General features: G+C 51.5%; 19 protein-coding genes. 10 read left to right on the plus strand and 9 right to left on the minus strand.

Annotation, left to right across the window (positions count from 1 at the left end; translation table 11 throughout):
- Positions 1 to 29 precede the first annotated feature (29 nt).
- Both QWY27_RS07940 and QWY27_RS07945 read right to left on the minus strand, forming a co-directional pair.
- The gene (locus QWY27_RS07940; protein ID WP_290196445.1) at positions 30 to 872 is read right to left on the minus strand and encodes a PhzF family phenazine biosynthesis protein; all 843 of its coding nucleotides are present in this window, start codon (positions 870 to 872) and stop codon (positions 30 to 32) included.
- Between the two features lie 16 nt (positions 873 to 888).
- A complete protein-coding gene (locus tag QWY27_RS07945) occupies positions 889 to 1,494 on the minus strand; it encodes a TMEM175 family protein (RefSeq protein ID WP_290196447.1) in 606 nt (201 codons plus the stop codon).
- Positions 1,495 to 1,584: 90 nt separating this feature from the next.
- Between QWY27_RS07945 and QWY27_RS07950 the strand changes: the two genes are divergently transcribed.
- Genes QWY27_RS07950 through QWY27_RS07975 form a run of 6 tightly spaced genes read left to right on the plus strand, consistent with a single transcriptional unit; the run spans position 1,585 to position 7,327 of the window.
- A complete protein-coding gene (locus QWY27_RS07950; protein WP_290196449.1) occupies positions 1,585 to 2,448 on the plus strand; it encodes an ABC transporter ATP-binding protein in 864 nt (287 codons plus the stop codon).
- The gene (locus tag QWY27_RS07955) at positions 2,438 to 3,637 is read left to right on the plus strand and encodes an ABC transporter substrate-binding protein (RefSeq protein WP_290196451.1); all 1,200 of its coding nucleotides are present in this window, start codon (positions 2,438 to 2,440) and stop codon (positions 3,635 to 3,637) included. Before QWY27_RS07950 ends, QWY27_RS07955 begins: the two co-directional genes overlap by 11 nt.
- Positions 3,638 to 3,646: 9 nt before the next feature.
- Positions 3,647 to 4,396 (plus strand): ABC transporter permease, encoded by a 750-nt coding sequence (locus tag QWY27_RS07960; RefSeq protein ID WP_435433461.1) that lies wholly within the window; start codon positions 3,647 to 3,649, stop codon positions 4,394 to 4,396.
- The gene (locus tag QWY27_RS07965; protein ID WP_290196454.1) at positions 4,393 to 4,944 is read left to right on the plus strand and encodes an OsmC family protein; all 552 of its coding nucleotides are present in this window, start codon (positions 4,393 to 4,395) and stop codon (positions 4,942 to 4,944) included. The genes QWY27_RS07960 and QWY27_RS07965 overlap by 4 nt, the downstream gene beginning before the upstream one ends.
- Positions 4,945 to 4,958: 14 nt before the next feature.
- Positions 4,959 to 6,077 carry an acyl-CoA dehydrogenase family protein gene (locus QWY27_RS07970; protein ID WP_290196456.1) on the plus strand — a complete coding sequence of 373 codons (1,119 nt, stop codon included), beginning with the start codon at positions 4,959 to 4,961 and terminating at the stop codon, positions 6,075 to 6,077.
- The gene (locus tag QWY27_RS07975; RefSeq protein ID WP_290196458.1) at positions 6,074 to 7,327 is read left to right on the plus strand and encodes an FAD-dependent oxidoreductase; all 1,254 of its coding nucleotides are present in this window, start codon (positions 6,074 to 6,076) and stop codon (positions 7,325 to 7,327) included. The genes QWY27_RS07970 and QWY27_RS07975 overlap by 4 nt, the downstream gene beginning before the upstream one ends.
- On the opposite strand, the gene QWY27_RS07980 is transcribed toward QWY27_RS07975, so the two are convergent.
- The gene (locus QWY27_RS07980; protein ID WP_290196460.1) at positions 7,324 to 8,127 is read right to left on the minus strand and encodes a DODA-type extradiol aromatic ring-opening family dioxygenase; all 804 of its coding nucleotides are present in this window, start codon (positions 8,125 to 8,127) and stop codon (positions 7,324 to 7,326) included. The genes QWY27_RS07975 and QWY27_RS07980 overlap by 4 nt on opposite strands.
- Before the next feature lie 47 nt (positions 8,128 to 8,174).
- Positions 8,175 to 8,594: a DoxX family protein gene (locus QWY27_RS07985; protein ID WP_290196461.1), complete on the minus strand. Its 420-nt coding sequence runs from the start codon at positions 8,592 to 8,594 to the stop codon at positions 8,175 to 8,177.
- A gap of 118 nt (positions 8,595 to 8,712) precedes the next feature.
- Here QWY27_RS07985 and QWY27_RS07990 point away from each other — a divergent pair, with 118 nt between their 5' ends.
- Complete coding sequence (locus QWY27_RS07990) at positions 8,713 to 9,606, plus strand: LysR family transcriptional regulator (protein ID WP_290196464.1); 894 nt, start codon at positions 8,713 to 8,715, stop codon at positions 9,604 to 9,606.
- A 14-nt stretch (positions 9,607 to 9,620) separates the two neighbouring features.
- Here QWY27_RS07990 and QWY27_RS07995 read toward each other — a convergent pair whose 3' ends face one another.
- Positions 9,621 to 11,345, minus strand: a complete 1,725-nt coding sequence (locus tag QWY27_RS07995) for a thiamine pyrophosphate-dependent enzyme (RefSeq protein ID WP_290196466.1) — start codon at positions 11,343 to 11,345, stop codon at positions 9,621 to 9,623.
- A gap of 161 nt (positions 11,346 to 11,506) precedes the next feature.
- Between QWY27_RS07995 and QWY27_RS08000 the strand changes: the two genes are divergently transcribed.
- Positions 11,507 to 12,664, plus strand: a complete 1,158-nt coding sequence (locus QWY27_RS08000; protein WP_290196468.1) for a thiolase family protein — start codon at positions 11,507 to 11,509, stop codon at positions 12,662 to 12,664.
- A gap of 4 nt (positions 12,665 to 12,668) precedes the next feature.
- Positions 12,669 to 13,070 (plus strand): Zn-ribbon domain-containing OB-fold protein, encoded by a 402-nt coding sequence (locus tag QWY27_RS08005; RefSeq protein WP_290196470.1) that lies wholly within the window; start codon positions 12,669 to 12,671, stop codon positions 13,068 to 13,070.
- Positions 13,071 to 13,094: 24 nt separating this feature from the next.
- On the opposite strand, the gene QWY27_RS08010 is transcribed toward QWY27_RS08005, so the two are convergent.
- The 4 genes from QWY27_RS08010 to QWY27_RS08025 are packed head-to-tail and all read right to left on the minus strand — an operon-like array spanning position 13,095 to position 16,537.
- Positions 13,095 to 14,252, minus strand: a complete 1,158-nt coding sequence (locus QWY27_RS08010; protein ID WP_290196471.1) for an ABC transporter ATP-binding protein — start codon at positions 14,250 to 14,252, stop codon at positions 13,095 to 13,097.
- A complete protein-coding gene (modB, locus tag QWY27_RS08015) occupies positions 14,249 to 14,914 on the minus strand; it encodes a molybdate ABC transporter permease subunit (RefSeq protein WP_290196473.1) in 666 nt (221 codons plus the stop codon). Before modB ends, QWY27_RS08010 begins: the two co-directional genes overlap by 4 nt.
- 4 nt (positions 14,915 to 14,918) lie before the next feature.
- Positions 14,919 to 15,704: a molybdate ABC transporter substrate-binding protein gene (gene modA, locus QWY27_RS08020; RefSeq protein ID WP_290196475.1), complete on the minus strand. Its 786-nt coding sequence runs from the start codon at positions 15,702 to 15,704 to the stop codon at positions 14,919 to 14,921.
- Positions 15,705 to 15,763: 59 nt separating this feature from the next.
- Positions 15,764 to 16,537 (minus strand): IclR family transcriptional regulator, encoded by a 774-nt coding sequence (locus QWY27_RS08025; protein ID WP_290196477.1) that lies wholly within the window; start codon positions 16,535 to 16,537, stop codon positions 15,764 to 15,766.
- 113 nt (positions 16,538 to 16,650) lie between these two features.
- Here QWY27_RS08025 and QWY27_RS08030 point away from each other — a divergent pair, with 113 nt between their 5' ends.
- Positions 16,651 to 17,637: a tripartite tricarboxylate transporter substrate binding protein gene (locus QWY27_RS08030; protein ID WP_435433462.1), complete on the plus strand. Its 987-nt coding sequence runs from the start codon at positions 16,651 to 16,653 to the stop codon at positions 17,635 to 17,637.
- Positions 17,638 to 17,646 lie beyond the last annotated feature (9 nt).

Consider the following 17,646-nt stretch of genomic DNA (forward strand, 5'->3'; position numbering starts at 1 on the left):
TGCGTCTGAGCATCGTGTGCGCAGCTTGTTTAAAGATACACACTGCCCTCAATTAAAATGTGTACTTGCCCGCCAATCCAGGCAACATCCTTTCCGACAGGGGTGACGGTCACTCGTCCCGAGCGACCGATGACGGTCCCCTGGGCAGCGACATAAGGCTTGAGCAAGCGTCCTGAGGTAAGCAACCATTGCGCGATGGCTGCATTGAGTGAGCCCGTAATGGGATCTTCACTCATGCCGCTCGAGGGCGCTAACATTCTCACTTCATAGTCACATTCTTTGCCGGCTGAGTGCGGCGCGATCAGACCGATGGCTTTGAAGTCGGGCCATCTCACTCGAGACGAATCAAGTGCGAGCACCTGTTCGGCGTGTTTGAGCTCGAAGAGTTGCCAGACGGGTCCATTACACAGCTCCGCAGTATTCACGACCGCATCAACTGGAATACTCAGCGCACGCATGATCTCAGCCTGCTTGGCGGGATCCATTTTTTGAATAGTAGTCGGGGGCGCTGAAAAAGAAAGTGTGGATCCCTGCGATACATCCACTTCAACAATACCAATGCCACATTCCTGGCGAACGAGACCGGACGTTTTAGGTTTGCCTCCGCAGTGCAACCAGGAGGCACAGCTTCCAAGTGTAGGATGGCCCGCAAATAACATCTCGCGGCTTGGCGTAAAAATGCGCACGCGGTAGTCAGCGCTCGGATCAACCGGTGGCAAAAGAAATGTCGTCTCCGCCAGGTTGGTCCATGCGGCAAAGCGCTGCATGTGTTCGTCGCTCAGCCCCTCTGCATCAACAACGACGGCCAAACCATTGCCTTGAAAAGGAATGGGGCTAAAGACATCACATTGAATAAAGCGGCGAGTTTTCATATGAAAGGTTGAGAACTTAATGATGGATTGTGTGACGCAAGTAACGAGGTAAAAAAATCAAAGGCATCATCGCCAGCATGTTCCAGCCAGGATACACAAATGCAAGCGCCAAGGCCGCGAGGGAGCAAACTAGTCTGGCCCAAACACTGGTGTGTAATGTTCGTTCCAGTGTGTGTGGAATTTCACTATCGTGAAGATCTTTGTTCGCCAGGACATGTCGAGTCCGCAGTAGTGAGAGTGCTGCGATACCCACAAGATTTAAGCTGTAGATCACTGCGGAAGCGATGTGATCACCGTGCTCGCCGATGAGAGAGGTGGAGAAGGGTAACAAACTGATGAGCGCGAGTTCACCAAAAGCGAAATGCACCATGGGCCGATCAACATTTTTTGTGAGTCGGTATAACTTGACTTGTGCCAGCCAGTAAATCGTCACAACCCAAAAGCTCAATAGCCACGTCAAAAGATTGGGCAGCAGACCGTACAGCGCAGCCATGAAAGCGGCGTCATTGCCGTCAAAGGATTGAGCTGGAAGTTTCAAATCAAGCACGAGTAGGGTCAATGCCACAGCATAGATACCATCTGACAAGCCTTCCAAACGCTGCTTGCTGATTTCAGTGGTCATCGTGTGTGTCCATATGTAAATAAGAAAACAATCGTTTGATCCTTTGGGCGCATTGAATACGATCTTGTTACATCTTAATACTGTTTGCTTATGAATAGCTTATATACAAATTACTCAAAGTTAGTCCTGAGTGCAAAGAGCATCGGTCTGGCATATGGCACGTCGCGTCCTTTGATCGCAGACTTTTCACTTGATGTCGGGGCGGGTGAGATTGTCACAGTGCTTGGACCGAGTGGTATCGGTAAGTCCAGTCTGTTGAGAATTTTTGCCGGCTTGCAGTCATCGAATGGCGGACAAATTTTCGCTGGCGATGAAGAGGTGACTGGCGCGCATCCTCGAGTCGCCATGGCGTTCCAAGATCCAAGTTTGTTGCCTTGGCTCACTCTTGAGCAAAATGTCGCCTTTGGCCTGGACTTTAAACACCAGCCCAAAATCAGTGCTGAAGTTCGACAGGCGCGTGTGGATCTGGCGATTCGCGAGGTGGGGCTTGAGCATGCGCGTCAGCGTTATCCTCGAGAGCTCTCAGGTGGCATGGCACAGCGTACCGCGCTGGCCCGATGCCTTGCACGCCAACCCTCGGTTTTGTTGCTCGATGAACCCTTTGGCGCGCTCGATGAGGTCACGCGCGAGTCGATGCAGGCGTTGCTCTTGCGTGTCCGAGAGGATTTGGGAACGGCAGCTGTGTTGATTACACACGATATCGATGAAGCGTTACGCGTATCGGATCGAGTAGTTTTGCTGGGGGGTACACCAGCCCATGTGTTCGGTCAGTGGACCTTGGGATGTGCGCAAGAAAGAGATTTGCTCGATCCGTCTGTCCAAGCACTCCGCCTGGAGATCCTGCAGGCCTTGAGACGATCCATACAGGGTCAGCCTGCCTCACTTCCATCCGCATTTGAATTCAAACTCGCGCGGCCGGATTATGCGCATCAGGAGTACTCAAATGTGCACTGAATACACTTCGCGTCGCGACTGGTTGAAGCTCGCTAGTCTGTTGACTGTTGCCGGGGCCGCGCCGTTATTGTCTGCCGCACGTGCAGCGGCGCAAAACAATCCGGATCAACCCGTCAAGATCGGCTATTTGCCGATTACTGATGCAGCGCCTTTATTGATCGCACATCACAACGGATACTTTCAAGATGCAGGTGTGAAGGTTGAAAAACCAACTTTATTTAGAAGTTGGGCGCAGCTGGCCGAGTCTTTCATTGCAGGACAAACAAACGTTGTGCACCTCTTGTCACCCATGACAGTGTGGGCGCGTTTTGGCAGTAACGTGCCTGCAAAGGTCGTCGCTTGGAATCACATCAATGGTTCAGCGTTGACGGTATCACCCAAGGTTAACCAATTAAAAGACTTAGGCGGTACCACGGTTGCGATTCCCTTCTGGTATTCGATTCATAACGTTGTGTTGCAAGACATGCTGCGTAACGAAGGACTCAAGCCCGTTGCGCGCCGTGTCGGTAAGGTGGAAGCAGATGAAGTGAGTCTGGTGGTGATGCCACCTTCAGATATGTTGCCTGCACTCGCTGCAGGCAGTATCTCGGGTTATATCGTGGCTGAGCCATTCAACGCCGCTGCTGAATTGATGGGTGTGGGTAAAGTCTTGCGATTTACGGGAGATGTCTGGCGCAATCATGCGTGTTGCACAGTGTTTATGCATGAGCGTGACTTGAATGGACGTCCGCAATGGTCTCAAGGCGTGGTGGATGCCATTGTTCGCGCACAGTTGTGGATTTTGGAAAATAGAGGGGAGGCGGCCAAGATTCTGTCACGTGAAAGTGGCAAGCAATACACGCCGCATGGTTTGAGCGCGTTATCCAAAGTGCTCGCTCCCTCTGCGACGGATGCAGAAGCCTATTTAGCGAGCCGTGCAATTCGCCATGCAGATTGGAAAGAGGAAAGAATCGGTTTCCAACCCTATCCCTTTCCGAGCTACACCGAGGAACTCGTGACGCGGCTTAAGAATACAACTGTAGAGGCCGATCGGGGATTTTTAAATCAATTGGATCCGGTATTTGCCGCGCAAGACCTGGTAGATGATCGTTTTGTTAAGAAAGCGATCGAAGCTGTCGGCGGTTTGCAGAAATTTGGTGTGGACGCTTCTTACTCACGTAAAGAGACGATCGATCTCTCGAAGGCTTGAGCAGTGAATGTGAAACTATCAAACCTTGTGCGTGGCTTGACTGGCTTAATTATGCTGGTTGGGGTCTGGTGGGTGATGACAGTCCCTTTCTCCGAAAGCACCGGTATGGTTCGGCGATTCGCCCCGGGTCCTGCTTTGTTGACGCTGGCAGAGATGCTTAGCCGCGCAGAAATCTGGACGCATATCGGGGTGAGTTTGCAGCGTGTTTTTGTGGGTCTTGGATTTGCATTGCTTATCGGTGTCCCACTTGGCTTGTTATTGGGCGGATCGACAAAACTAAATGCCACGTTCTCTCCGGCCTTTCAGTTTTTGCGAATGATTTCACCGTTGTCGTGGATGCCGATCGCCGTCATCGCCTTTGGTGTCGGCAATCAGCCAGTTTATTTTCTACTGGCTTTTGCCGCAGTGTGGCCCATCATGCTGAACACGATTGCAGGGATGCGCGCATTGGATCCTCGTTGGTTGCAGCTGTCTAAAAGTCTTGCCGCGACACGTTGGGAAACACTTCGCGGTGTTGTGTTGCCAGGCGTGCTCGGACATATTTTGACAGGCGCGCGACTAGCGATTGGCATCGTATGGATTGTGTTGGTGCCGTGTGAAATGCTTGGAGTGACTGCGGGACTTGGATATTTTATTTTGGATACGCGAGACCGCTTGGCCTATCACGAATTGATGGCCACGATTGTATTGATTGGAATTCTCGGATTCCTTCTCGATTGGATTTTCAGGGAAGTTTGTCAATTATGGAGCAAGGCATGAGCAATACTCAACACGCAGAGACCGTCAATGTATATTTGCGTCCAATCGATGCAACAGGCCTTTCCGCCTTTGCCGAGAAGGGTCGGTCCAATCCCGCAGCCAAGGGAACGAACAAGGTTCACACGGTACTGGAGGGGCAGTACAGATCTTTGAGCTATGTCGGCGATCACGAGCCTGTGATTGTGGATGAGCCACTGCATTTGTTTGGTCAGAATACTGCGCCTGCGCCAGGAGAAATTGTTCTTTCTGGTCTGGGCGGTTGTCTGGCAGTCGGTATTCAGGCAGTGGCCACATGGAAACAAATCAAGCTCACCAAGCTTGAGATTTTTCTTGAAGGAGATATTGGAAACTCCGCGGCATGGGGGGCGGGCGGAGCTTTGGATAAACAGCCTACGCAAATGGGGTTTCAGGCTGTTCGTGTCAAGGTTCATGTCGAGGGAGATGCGCCGCAAGAAGTTCTCGACGAGATCGTCAAGCATGCCAATTACTACTCGCCAGTGGCAAATAGCATTCGTAATCCCATCCCTTTTGAAATCAGTCGCGCTTAGTCAGAGAGAATGAAATGAAACCGTTCGAGGCTGGTAAAGAATCATTATTAGGAATCGTACGTTCGATTGCGCAGGGGGATTTGGCTAAGAACGTCCAGGCGATTGACCAGCAAGGACTTTACCCGGAGAGCATACTGCGTCAGCTTGCAGCGGCAGGTGCAATGAGCGCCCATCTGCGAGCGCCTCACGGTTTCAATGATTTCGGATTGGCTATTCAGTCAATCGCCGAAGTTTCGCGAGTGTGTGGCTCAACAGGTTTCATGATGTGGTGCCAGGCAGTGTGTGGTCTCTATCTACAAGAGGCCTCCTCAACTGCGTTACAGGGACGCACTCTTTCTATGCATGTTTCAGGTGAGCGCCTGGGCGGCACTGCTTTGTCCAATCCCATGAAGACCTACGCCAAAATTGAATCTTTTATGCTCAAGGCGGTTCGTGTGGAAGGTGGTTACCAAGTTAGTGGTAGTTTGCCTTGGGTGAGCAATCTTGGTCAGGGTCATTACTGCGGAGCAATCGCCTCCATCAACAATGGAAATGATGCGCGGGAGTTGATGTTTCTATTACGTTGCGACGCTCAAGGCGTGACCTTGCGCGAGTGCCCGCACTTTTCCGGAATGGAAGGAACAGGTACATACGCTTTGCATTTGAATGATTATTTTGTACCTGCGGCAGAGGTGATTGCCGAGCCGGCAAGACCCTTGATTAAAAAAATCAGAGCCGCCTTTGTCATGCTGCAATGTGGCATGGCGGTCGGTGTCATACAAGGTGCAATTGATTCGATGTGGGCGGTCGAGGATCAACTGGGTCATGTGAATCGCTATCTCGAAGACCGGCCAGATGCCCTGGAAGAAGAGCTAAACGAGTTGTCCGCCCGTATCGCGATGCTTGCACAAACGCCTTTCGATGACAGTGATGCGTTTTTTATTCAAGTACTTGATGCGCGTGCGCACGGTGCGGAGCTCAGTCTGAGGGCTGCCCAATCCGCACTGTTGCATCAGGGTGCACGAGGTTACTTGTTGAGCTCTGAAGTGCAGCGACGCGTGCGAGAGTCGCATTTTGTCGCGATTGTGACCCCTGCGATCAAGCATTTGCGTAGTGAGATGGCCAGGCTGAGTCAGGAGACGCTGCCGGCATGAGTACGCAAGATGACTGGAGGGAATATCTCTGCAAAGCTTGCGGCTACATTTATCGTGAGCGCGATGGTGATCCGGATAGTGGATTGGCGCCGGGGACACGCTTTGAGGATATCCCGGAGGACTGGTATTGCCCTGTATGCGGAGTCACCAAAGCTGACTTTGTGTTGTTGGATCGTCGACAGAATGAGAGGAGACAGACTCAGCGACCTATTTCCCCTGTTTCCGATCTCACAAGTCGTCGAAGCAGAGCGGATAAGCGAGATTTCGATGTCGTGATTGTCGGTGGTGGAACAGCGGCATGGACGGTCGCGGAAACCTTGCGAGAGTTTTCTGAAGAGCTAACGATCGCAATCATTGCGCAATGTGATGCAGATCGTTATGACAAACCGCTTTTATCAGTTGCGATTGCCCGAGATTTTCCTGTGGACCAGCTTGTCAAAGAGTCGGGTGAAGAGGCTGCTCGACGACTCAGGCTTTCACTTTTTTCTCGAACAACTGCGATCAGTATCCGAACCTCTGCGCAGGTTGTTCGCACCACCCTCGGAAGTCTTCGCTATACGTACTTGGTGATTGCCCAGGGGGCTCAATCTGTCATTCCGGCCAATTTGTCGGCCGAATATTGTTGGCGTATTAATCATTTGCATCAATATGCTCAGTTTCGTCGTGCTTTAGGTTCAACCTCGCGCCGCGTCTTAGTGATTGGAGCAGGCTTGATTGGCTCAGAGCTTTCCAATGATCTGGCTTTGGGTGGACATACTGTGACACTTGTTGATCTGGCAGATAGACCGCTTGCACGGCTGTTGACGCAGGCAGATCAATCAGCGGCTTTGTTAAAGGCATGGGAAGGTTTACCTCTCGAATTCATCGGCGACACCGAGGTGCTTGAGATTCGAAAAAACTTGATTAGCGGTTATGAAGTTCGTTTAAGTCACGAGAGAAAGCTGCATGTCGATGCGATCGTCACGGCAACGGGCCTGCGTACATGTGATCGCCTCGTGAAAGGTGCGGAACTTGCCTGGAACAATGGCATCGCTGTTGACCGGAGAACATTGATGACGAGTGTGGCGAATATTTACGCCCTAGGGGATTGCATTTCTGTTGATGGTGTGACCAGTCGTTTTATTGAACCCATTCGTCGACAGGCATTGACGATCGCGAGTCAAATTGCAGGGGAAACGTTGATCCCCTATAAAAATCAACGTGTACCAGTCCGGATCAAAACAACTTCTTTACCCCTGACGGTCTATTAGTTGGGTAATGAAGACTCACCCCAGACGTAAGACTCCATCGATAGCATCCCGTGGCGTACCTCTGTTTCCAAGATACGCATGGCGTCTTCTTTTGAACTCGCGCCAAGCGCGACAAAGAGCGGGAGAAAATGCTCATCCGTCGGATGCGCCCTGACGGCATGTGGTGCCAGTGTCCGGTAATTCAACAAAGTGTGCAGGTCTCGACTTTGTATAGCGTCGCGTACCCAAGTTGAAAATTCCTCAACATAAGTCTGGGCCTTGACATTTTCTCCTCCGCGAAACTCGTACAAGTTATGTGTCATGCTGCCTGAACCAATTATCGCGATTCCTTCTTCTCTCAGGACGGACAGAGCTTGACCGATTAGCAAGGCGGATGCTGGCGTTGCATCCTCGGGAAGTGATACGGGAATAATGGGAATATCTGCCTGCGGACGCAAATGCATAAGAGGAACCCAGGCTCCGTGGTCCAACCCTTGCTCAGGATCAAGTTCCGCCTTCAGGCCTGCCGATTCGAGTGATTGTCGAACCTGTCGGGACAAGTCTTGAGACCCTCGCGCAGGATAGTGAAGCGTGTAAAGGACTCTGGGAAAACCACTGAAATCATGGATGGTTTCAGGACGAAGGTGACCACCTACTTTGAGTCCCCGTGTTTGCCAGTGGGGCGACACCACCACAATCCCGCGTACCTTGTCCAACTGTGCGCCCAGCTTGGCTAGTTGCGCGCCGAGCGCCCCCGGTTCGATTGCCAGCATTGGCGAGCCATGTGAAACAAAAAGTACAGGTGCGGGTGTAGTGGTCATGATGAGTATTGAGTATTCGCGTCTTGTTATGTCGAGCAATCTGATGATTAACCGGCGTTCTGCTTGCCTTGCGCGCCAAGTGCCCAAGCACCTGCTCCGTGTGCAGCCAATATCAACAGACCGCCAACAACGCCCACGTTTTTATAAAACATCAGTTGTTGCATGAAAGCTTGATCAGCTGGAACTGCCCAGTACGCATGAAATGAAACAGAGGCAACAGCGGTGAACACGGCAAGGATCAAAGCCGCTGAGCGAGTAAAGAGTCCTGTGATCAAAGCCAAACCACCGCCGATTTCGACCAAGATTGCGATGACGGCCGCCAACGATGCTAAGGGCAGACCGACTGAGTTGATGTAGCCCACGGTACCTTCAAAACCGCTGATTTTTGAAAATCCGGCGGGCAAAAATAGGGCTGCGAGCGCCAAACGACCAAGAAGCGTTAAACCATTTTGGAGAGTCGTATGCATAAAAAATCCTTAGAGAGTAAGTAGGAAGTGAATTTAAAGAAACAGTTGAAAGTTTATTGGTGGTTTAAATGAAGATAAATACTGTAAATTATTATTTATTATCTTTAAAATAGAGACAATGGACAGATTTGATGCGATGCGTGCCTTTGTGGCGGTAGTGGATGCGGGCAGTTTTGTCGGTGGTGCTGACCGTCTGCAGATTTCCAAGGCGGTTGTTTCACGCCTGGTCGCAGAGCTCGAGGAGCATCTCGGAGTGCGGTTGCTTCATCGCACGACGCGCAAACTCTCTCTGACGCCGGAGGGTGATACGTATGTTGGAAGATGTCGCAACGTGTTGCTCGAGCTTCAAGAAGCTGAGGATGATGTCACGCATCGCAGTGCGCAGGCGCGGGGCATATTGCGTATCAATGTTCCAGTTAGCTACGGCCTTTCGCATCTCGCCGCGTTGTGGCCTGCTTTTATGGAAAAGCATCCGGAAGTTATCTTGGACATCACGCTTTCAGATCGCGTGGTGGATTTGGTTGAAGAGGGTTACGACTTGGCGGTGCGAATCGGCAAGCTAGAGTCATCGACATTAGTCAGTCGCCGGTTGAGTCGAACGAGGATGGTGTTGTGCGCCTCGCCAGGCTACATCGAGAAATATTCCTCACCGCGCATGCCTGAGGATTTGAGCCAACATCGAATTTTTGCCTACAGTTTGTTGTCTTCGGGTGATCAATGGTTGTTCACGTCTGAACATGACGCAAAACGTCAGGTCTCAGTTCGTATCGCACCGGTGATGAGGACTAATAACGGTGATACGTGCCGGGCAGCGGCGCTGCAAGATCAAGGGATTGTTTTGCAACCAGACTTTTTGATAGGAGATGACATTCGAACAGGTCGTCTGGTTGAGCTCATGCCAGCATGGCGGGCAGGAGAGCTCGGCATACACGCTGTGTATCCGAGCCGTCGATATTTGTCGGCCAAAGTGCGGTTGTTAGTCGATTATCTGGCCGATCAGTTATCCAAATAGCTTTGCTTTAATCATCAGCGCTTCAAGTCATGCAATGCGCTTTTCATCAAGTCTTTTACATCACTAATACGACCGCTCAAGAGCGCCTTGGCGCTATAGGTTGCCATGCCCACAACGTTTTGTGCAGAGACTGTTGGCGGCATCACGAGCTCATAGCGATTGGTATGCACATCGAGCAGTGCGGGGCCTGGATGAGATAGAAAATCTTGTACCGCTTGCTCGAGGTCTTCGCTGCGTTTGACTTCAAAGCCTTTCAATCCAACCGCCTCAGCAATTTTGGCGAAGCTTGGATTTTTAAGGTCTGTGTAGTTGTTGAGCAAACCTTCCGTTTTCATTTCCATCTCGACAAAATTCAGTGCGCCGTTATTGAGTACAGCAATTTTGATGGGTAAATTTTCCTGATGAATCGTGAGGAGGTCTCCCATCAACATCGCCAGGCCACCGTCACCAGCCATACAAACCACCTGACGATCGGGATACGCTTTTTTCAGACCCAGTGCCATCGGCATGCCATTGGCCATCGTCGCATGACGCAAGCTGATCATCGTGCGACGTTTACCGTTGGTTTTGATGTGTCGCAAGGTCCACACCATCGCTGTACCCGTGTCCGCAGTGAACAGGGCGTCATCATCCGCGTATTTATTGAGCAAACTTGCAAGATGTTGGGGATGAATCATCTCGCCATGGCCGGGTTGTTCTTCGGCGAGCAGTGTGGCCTCGGTCTTTCTGCGTTGCTCAAGACATTCCTTTAAAAATGTCTCGTCTGAGCGTTCTTTGACCATGGGCAGTAATGCCTGCAGCGAGGCGATGATATCGCCTTCCAAGCCGAGCGTGATGGGATGACGCCGGCCAAGTCGCGCGCCATCGCGGTCAATTTGCACAATCTTTGCGTGCTTGGGATAGAACTGGCCCCAGGCAAAATCCGCGCCTAGCAAGAGCAAGGTATCGCATTCGGTCATCATGTGGAAACCGGAGTGCACACCCAGTAGGCCCGTCATGCCAACATTGTAGGGGTTGTCGTATTCAACAAAGTCTTTCGCGCGAGAGGTATGGGCGATCGGAGCTTTTAACTTTTTCGCCAACTCAACTAACAGGTCATGTGCTCCCTGACATCCTGCACCCGCATAGATACCGATTTTCTTACCTGAATCCAGAATGGCGGCAGTTTGCGCAAGTTCGCTGTCAGATGGACGGCGCACGGGACTTGGAAAGTGTACGGAGTAGGGAATATCATCTTTGATCGCTGTGCTGCTGACATCGACGGGCAAGATAATGACGGCAGGTCCTTTTTTGCTAATCGCTGCCTGGCAAGCCAGTACTGCGACCCGGCGAGCTTGCTCGGCGTTGTAGACCTGTTCACAAAATACTGAACAGTCAGAGAAAACTTTTTGGAAGTCCACTTCCTGCGGCATATCCAGACCAAGACTCATGGTGTCCAGTTGACTGGCGATCACAATCAACGGCGCATGATTGCGATGGGCTTCGTACACGCCATTGATCAGATGCAGGCTGCCAGGGCCGCAGGAGCCCGCACAACCGGCCAGCACACCACTCATGTAGGATTCAGCGCCTGCTGCAAAGGCCCCTACTTCTTCATGTCGTGTGTGGACCCATTCGATCTTGCTTTTTGAGATCGCATCCGTGACGTGATTAAGCGTATCACCAACAACACCATAAATATGCCGAACTCCAGCCGACTCGAGTACTTCGACGATGACTTGCGCTGCATTTTTACCCATGATGGCATCCTGATCAGTCAGACGATAATTAAAAACAAACTAAGTATGCCAGTTTTAAGCTGAAATGAATCAAATGCGTTTACTAACATGGACCCGCATGGTAAAAAAAATGAATATTTCCTTGACCAAACTTCCTACACCACACAAGAGACAAGCATCCGATGAGTATTCGAGGCAAGGCCTATATCGGGGGTATCTATGAACACCCGGCCCGAAAAATTGAAAATAAGTCACTGGCTCAGTTGCATGCTGAATGCGCGAAGGGTGCTCTGGAGGATGCTGGTTTAACCATCCATGATGTGGATGGTTATTTCTGTTCGACTGATGCGCCTGGCGGGTTAGGCGGTATCAATATGATTGATTACATGGGTTTGACAGTCAGACACTCTGACTCGACCAACACTGGTGGTTCTTCATATCTTTATTTAGTCGCCCACGCCGCCGAGGCAATCGCTGCGGGAAAGTGTAGTGTTGCACTGATCACTTGCGCAGGTTTTGGTCGGCCTGGCACGATCGTGCGAGAGCTTGACTCCAATATTCCCGATACGCCCTTTGAGATGCCCTACGCTCCGGTGACGGTCAATTTATACGCGCTGGCGGCAATGCGTCATATGTACGAATTTGGTACAACCAGCGAGCAACTCGCCTGGGTCAAAGTAGCCGCTTCGCATCATGCCCAGCACAACCCGCACGCTTTTTTGAAAAAAGTGGTCACAGTTGAAGACGTGCTGAATTCCCCCATGATTTCAGATCCTCTGCATCGGCTTGACTGCTGCGTGGTGACGGACGGTGGCGGCGCGGTCATCGTGGTGAGTCCGGAGGTCGCCAAGCGGCTCAACCGTCCCTTGGTCAAACTGATTGGCAGCGGCGAGTCTCCAAAGGGCCAGATGGGTGGCAAGGTCGATATCACTTACTCAGGCGCGGTACGCTCGGGTCCGATTGCCTTTGCTGAGGCAGGTGTGACGCCTCAAGACATCAAGTACGCCTCTATCTATGACAGTTTCACTATCACAGTCATCATGACTCTTGAGGATTTAGGTTTTTGCAAAAAGGGCGAGGGTGGAAAGTTTGTCATGGATGGCAATCTCATTTCAGGGGTTGGCAAACTGCCTTTTAATACGGACGGAGGTGGCTTGTGCAACAACCATCCGGTTAACAGGGGAGGGATTACCAAGATCATCGAAGCGGTGAGACAGTTGCGCGGGGAGGCTAATCCTCAGGTGCAGGTTAAAAATTGCGATCTGGCTTTGGCGCATGGTACAGGTGGTTTATTGGGTACGCGCCACGGCAGCGCGACACTCATTATGGAAAGAGAGTGATTCGATGACAACGCCCTATCAAGACAGAAAAATCTCCGATCCCAAATTCAATTATGGGGATGAGCCATATTTCGAGGCAGCGACGCAAGGCAGGCTGCTGATTAAATATTGCAACGACTGTGGTCAGTATCACCACTATCCGCGGGCCTTGTGTCCCTTTTGCTTTAGTGACAAGACCGAATGGAAAGAGTCGGTCGGGACAGGCACTATTTACAGCTTCAGTGTGACGCGTGTGCCTGGACCCGTTCCTTACGTGATCGCGTATGTCACGCTGGATGACGGACCAACGATGTTGACCAATATTGTTGATTGCGATTTGGATAGAATTCGCTGTGGTCAATCAGTACAGGTGACATTCAAGAAAAGTGAAAATGGGACTGGCATACCCATGTTCAAGCCAATATAGATTGACGCTGTGCATGCCGTCGTTTTAGCTGGCTAAGCCGAGCGGCATAATGTGCACCCAATCCGTATCGAGCGAGATTGTCATGCGATGCTCTTGCTTGATCAGCGCGCGTTGGGGACCCGTGATGGTCATATGCAGTAGGACCTCTTTGGGTGCATGCGTCCTGAGCGTCACAAGGGAAGATTCGCCCAGATGCTTGATATCCGCGACAATGCTCTCCAAGGTGGTCTGTTGACCAATATCATCCTGCAGAGTGTTCATTGCCCGGAGAGACAAGCCGTCGGTCTGAATGACCCAAGTCACAGCCTGGCCGACTTCAAGTCGACCTTTGTCTCGTACTTTCAGAATAGGTCCATCTGTATCATTGGGACTGCTTAGCCATTGCAGTAGCCCAGTCCCCGGGCTTGTCGAGACAGGATCGGGTCCCAACCATTTTCCGTAAAAACGATTTCTGATGCCGACAAGGTCAGCAACGCGGGCGTTTCTTGGAGATTTGTACACATCAAGAGGCGTGCCTTGCTGCACGATTTTGCCTGCATCCATCACGGCGATTTGATCCGCGAGCAAGCGCGCCTCGTTGAGATCATGGGTCACTAAGATGATAGGAATATCAAGCTCGGAGCGTAAGTCGGCCAACAGTTCGTAAAGACTTTGCCGGCTTAACTGATCCACAGCGGAAAAGGGCTCATCGAGTAACAAGACTTTGGGTTCGCGCGCGAGTGCACGAGCGAGTGCTACACGTTGTTGTTGTCCGCCGGAAAGCTGTGCGGGTTTTCGTTGTTGTAAATCACCCGTGATATTGACTTTATTTAACCAGGCTTTCGCACGATCGAGACGTTGAGGTTCTGGAAGATACAGTAAAGAAAGCGCCACATCATGCACCGCAGACAGGTGCGGCATCAGTGCGTAATTCTGAAAAACCAGACCGACATGCCTGTTGAGCGTTTTGATGTTGATGCGTTCTTTGCTATCAAACCAGACTTCATCGGCAACATGAATCATGCCAGAGCGCATGGGTAGTAGCCCGGCAATTGAACGTAACAATGAAGTTTTGCCAGCGCCGGAGGGACCGATGAGCGCAACCATTTGACCCGCCTCGCACTTGAGCTCGCCTTGCAAAAAAATAGGTTCCTGTTGATCAATCAACACATGAAGCGCCCGGTGAGTTGAACGTGTAGTCATCGCCGTCTCGTCATCCGTGCCGAGGCGAAATAGGAAGCCGCAACAGCAAACAAAGACAGTATCAGTAATAAGAGCGCCATGCGATCCGCGGCTTGCAAGTCGAAAGCCTGTACACGATCGTAGATGGAAATGGCAATTGTTTGCGTCTCACCGGGAATGCTTCCGCCCATCATCAAGACCACGCCAAACTCCCCAAGCGTATGGACAAAAGTCAGGACCATCGCGGATAACAGGCCGGGCCAAGCTAGCGGTAACTCAACCCTGAGAAAGGTTTGCCAGGCATTCAGGCCACTGACAAGTGCGGCTTCAGACAGGTTGGAGGGGATCGCTTCAAGCGCGCGTTGTATGGGTTGCACCATGAACGGAATGTTAAAAATAATCGAAGCAATGACTAGTCCTGTAAAACTGAAGGTCAGCTGTACGCCAAATAAGTTTTGCGCCAGGATCCCCAAGGGCGATGCTGCGCCAAGTGAGACCAGCAAGTAGTAACCCAGTACTGTTGGCGGAAGCACCAAGGGAAGTACAACCAAGGCCTCAATAAAAGACTTTCCCTTGAACTGCTTGTAGGCCAGCCAGCGCGCAAGCAACAGGCTCATTGGCAACAACACCAGAAGTGTGATGCTAGCCAGTTTTAGAGAAAGCAGAAGAGCTTGCCAGTCCACAGGATTATGACCTCGGCAGGGTAAAACCGTATCTCACCATAATGGCTTGAGCGGCTGGCGTTGAAAGATAATCGTAGAAGGCTTTGGCTGAGTCGGGCGCGTCGCGCAACAGTACCATGCGCTGTATCAGTGGGCCATGCCAGCTTTCAGGAATCAAGGCAAACTCACCGAGTCGTGCGACCTGTGGCGCGAGTGCAAGCGAATAGGCGATGATTCCCCCTTGTGCGGAACCAGATGTGGCGAACTGTGCAGCTTGTGACACGTTTTCACCGAATACGAGTTTGGACTCAAGTTGCGACCAGAGACCTGCGTGTTCGAGCGCTTCTTTGGCGCGCATCCCGTAGGGGGCGTGGGATGGATTCGCGATTGCAAAGCGTTTGACTTGATTGTTTTGGAGCGCGATTTTTAAACCGGAGAGAGATGGATCCGCTTTGATCGGAGAGCCTTTGGGCGTCATGATTCCAATGCGACCCAGTGCATAGATTTTACCTTGGCCGATTGTTTTGCCCGCATCGGCTAGTTTGAAAACAAGGGATTCATCCGCCGACATGAATAGATGGAAGGGGGCACCCTGAAGCAATTGAGAATAAAAGTTTCCAGAGGAGCCAAATACCAACCGAATTTTGTGGCCGGTATTTTTTTCAAATTGGGGTGCGATTTCTTCGAGAGCAAACTTCAGATCCGATGCCGCAGCCACAGTTCCGACTGGCTGGGCTGAAACCAGGCAAGTAAAAAGCATTGCGCCTAACGTTGTGAGCGTCTTGAGCAGTATGCTTGCAAGCGGTTGCATGGTCATGAAATGAAAGTAGATTTTTTGTCAGTCAGTTGTCAGTCAAAAGAGACATCTTATTATCCTAGCATGCGGGTCTGATTGGTAATCAAGAGTCCTTTCAGACGCATCAACTCAGGTGCTAGACGAGCAGCCACCTGTTCAGGGCCATCACCGGTATGAAGACTCATGTTAAGCACATGCGTGGGTTGATGCTCAAGCATGATCGGAGTCGCCAGTGCGATGACCTGAGGCTGCCAGCTGGTGATACACCAGCCATGACGTTCAACATCCTGTATTGACTGATTGATTTGTTTGCGTAGCGCGTTCCAGTCTCTAATGTGTTTTGATTTCAAGTGGGTAAGCTGTTTGCGTCTGTCCGCGGCTGTCAATGTGCTGAGGTAGGCGCGACCCAGAGATGTCAGCGCCATCGGGACGCGTTGTCCTGAAACAACCTGGCGCAAGGACGGGTTGCCGGCGAATCGCAGGGTTTCCAAATAAACCATTTCATCACGATCAGCCAAGGCGAGTCCTACATTCACGCGTAAACGTCTGGCTTCTGACAGCATCGGCGCACGCGCGGACTGTAATAAAGAGGAACCACTGCGCATGGCATGAGACAAGCTCAATACTGAGACCCCAAGGCTGTAGCCTTGCTGTTGAGGGGAATGAAAGAGGAAGCCGGCTTTGAGGAGCGTGCCTGTCAATCGGCTGACGGTTGATTTGGGCAGGCCAGTCCGTTCGGCGATTTCAGCGTTTCCCAGCACATCGCTGCCGGGACGGAAGGCACGCAAAATTTCCAGCCCTCTCAAGAGGGAGCGGTTGGGGTCGGAGAGGCTTGGAGAGTTGGGCATGATGAGCTCCTAATTCTACTAGATGGAATTGTGCCATGGGCAAGCTGTCCTCGATGGGACTAGACTTCAGCTTATGCAGTCAATCTGTTTGAATACCTCTGGAGACCATTCAAATGCCCCGCTTAAAAAATCATATTTACAAGGCTCTGGCCCTGCTGCTGCTTGCACCTCTCGCGGGTATGATTTCCCCCGCCTCCGCGCAAAGTGCTTCTGATCGACCGATACGAATTGTTGTGCCGTTTTCGCCCGGAGGCGGGACGGATACAATCGCCCGGACTCTAGGTGCAGCAATGGCTCAGGATCTTGGCCAAACAGTCATTGTTGAAAACAAGCCCGGTGCCGGAACCGTTATTGGTTCGGATACGGTTGCAAAGAGCGCGCCTGATGGCACGACTATTTTGATTGCAACCTTTGCGCATGCTGTCAATCCCAGTTTGCGCAGCAAAATGCCGTTTGATACGGACAAGGCATTTGATCCTGTTGTGCTGATCGGACGCTCGCCCAACATTCTCGTTGTACCGGCAAACAGCCCCTACAAAAATATCAAGGAGTTGGTGGCCGCAGCGAAAGCCGAGCCTGGCAAACTGACCTTTGCTTCGCAGGGTGTCGGTACTTCGGCACACTTGGCTGGAGAGTTATTCAATAACTTGGCCGGTGTCCAAATGACGCATATTCCCTATAAAGGGGCAGGTCCGGCACTGAATGATTTATTGGGCGGACAAGTCAACATGATGTTTGCCACGGCCACCGCAGCGGCACCGCTGATAGAAAGCGGCAAGGTCCGGGCGTTGGGTGTCACAACACCCGAGCGCTCGCCTGTCCGGCCTGAAGTCCCATCGATCGCCGAGGCTGGCGTTCCCGGCTATGCGGCGGAAAGCTGGTATGGATTCTTTGTGCCAGCCGGGACACCAGACGAGATCATTAAAAAGTTGAATGCAGCCACCGCAAAAGCCGCGCAATCAGATGCTTTTCGCAAACGCGTAGAAGGTGAAGGACTGGTCATTTCAGCTGGCACGCCGAAAGAGCTTGCTGATTATGTGAGTGCCGAGCAAAAGCGTTGGGCAGCTGTCGTGAAAGCCGCCAAAATCGAACCAAATTAAAGTGAGCAC

The sequence above is a fragment of the Zwartia vadi genome, assembly GCF_030410375.1.
GTDB lineage: Bacteria > Pseudomonadota > Gammaproteobacteria > Burkholderiales > Burkholderiaceae_B > Zwartia > Zwartia vadi.

Excerpts from the sequence above, each read along its gene's own strand:
- QWY27_RS07940 (WP_290196445.1), bottom strand. The coding sequence starts at position 872 with ATGAAAACTCGCCGCTTTATTCAATGTGATGTCTTTAGCCCCATTCCT.
- QWY27_RS07945 (WP_290196447.1), bottom strand. The coding sequence starts at position 1,494 with ATGACCACTGAAATCAGCAAGCAGCGTTTGGAAGGCTTGTCAGATGGT.
- QWY27_RS07950 (WP_290196449.1), top strand. The coding sequence starts at position 1,585 with ATGAATAGCTTATATACAAATTACTCAAAGTTAGTCCTGAGTGCAAAG.
- QWY27_RS07955 (WP_290196451.1), top strand. The coding sequence starts at position 2,438 with ATGTGCACTGAATACACTTCGCGTCGCGACTGGTTGAAGCTCGCTAGT.
- QWY27_RS07965 (WP_290196454.1), top strand. The coding sequence starts at position 4,393 with ATGAGCAATACTCAACACGCAGAGACCGTCAATGTATATTTGCGTCCA.
- QWY27_RS07970 (WP_290196456.1), top strand. The coding sequence starts at position 4,959 with ATGAAACCGTTCGAGGCTGGTAAAGAATCATTATTAGGAATCGTACGT.
- QWY27_RS07975 (WP_290196458.1), top strand. The coding sequence starts at position 6,074 with ATGAGTACGCAAGATGACTGGAGGGAATATCTCTGCAAAGCTTGCGGC.
- QWY27_RS07980 (WP_290196460.1), bottom strand. The coding sequence starts at position 8,127 with ATGACCACTACACCCGCACCTGTACTTTTTGTTTCACATGGCTCGCCA.
- QWY27_RS07985 (WP_290196461.1), bottom strand. The coding sequence starts at position 8,594 with ATGCATACGACTCTCCAAAATGGTTTAACGCTTCTTGGTCGTTTGGCG.
- QWY27_RS07990 (WP_290196464.1), top strand. The coding sequence starts at position 8,713 with ATGGACAGATTTGATGCGATGCGTGCCTTTGTGGCGGTAGTGGATGCG.
- QWY27_RS07995 (WP_290196466.1), bottom strand. The coding sequence starts at position 11,345 with ATGGGTAAAAATGCAGCGCAAGTCATCGTCGAAGTACTCGAGTCGGCT.
- QWY27_RS08000 (WP_290196468.1), top strand. The coding sequence starts at position 11,507 with ATGAGTATTCGAGGCAAGGCCTATATCGGGGGTATCTATGAACACCCG.
- QWY27_RS08005 (WP_290196470.1), top strand. The coding sequence starts at position 12,669 with ATGACAACGCCCTATCAAGACAGAAAAATCTCCGATCCCAAATTCAAT.
- QWY27_RS08010 (WP_290196471.1), bottom strand. The coding sequence starts at position 14,252 with ATGACTACACGTTCAACTCACCGGGCGCTTCATGTGTTGATTGATCAA.
- modA (WP_290196475.1), bottom strand. The coding sequence starts at position 15,704 with ATGCAACCGCTTGCAAGCATACTGCTCAAGACGCTCACAACGTTAGGC.
- QWY27_RS08025 (WP_290196477.1), bottom strand. The coding sequence starts at position 16,537 with ATGCCCAACTCTCCAAGCCTCTCCGACCCCAACCGCTCCCTCTTGAGA.
- QWY27_RS08030 (WP_435433462.1), top strand. The coding sequence starts at position 16,651 with ATGCCCCGCTTAAAAAATCATATTTACAAGGCTCTGGCCCTGCTGCTG.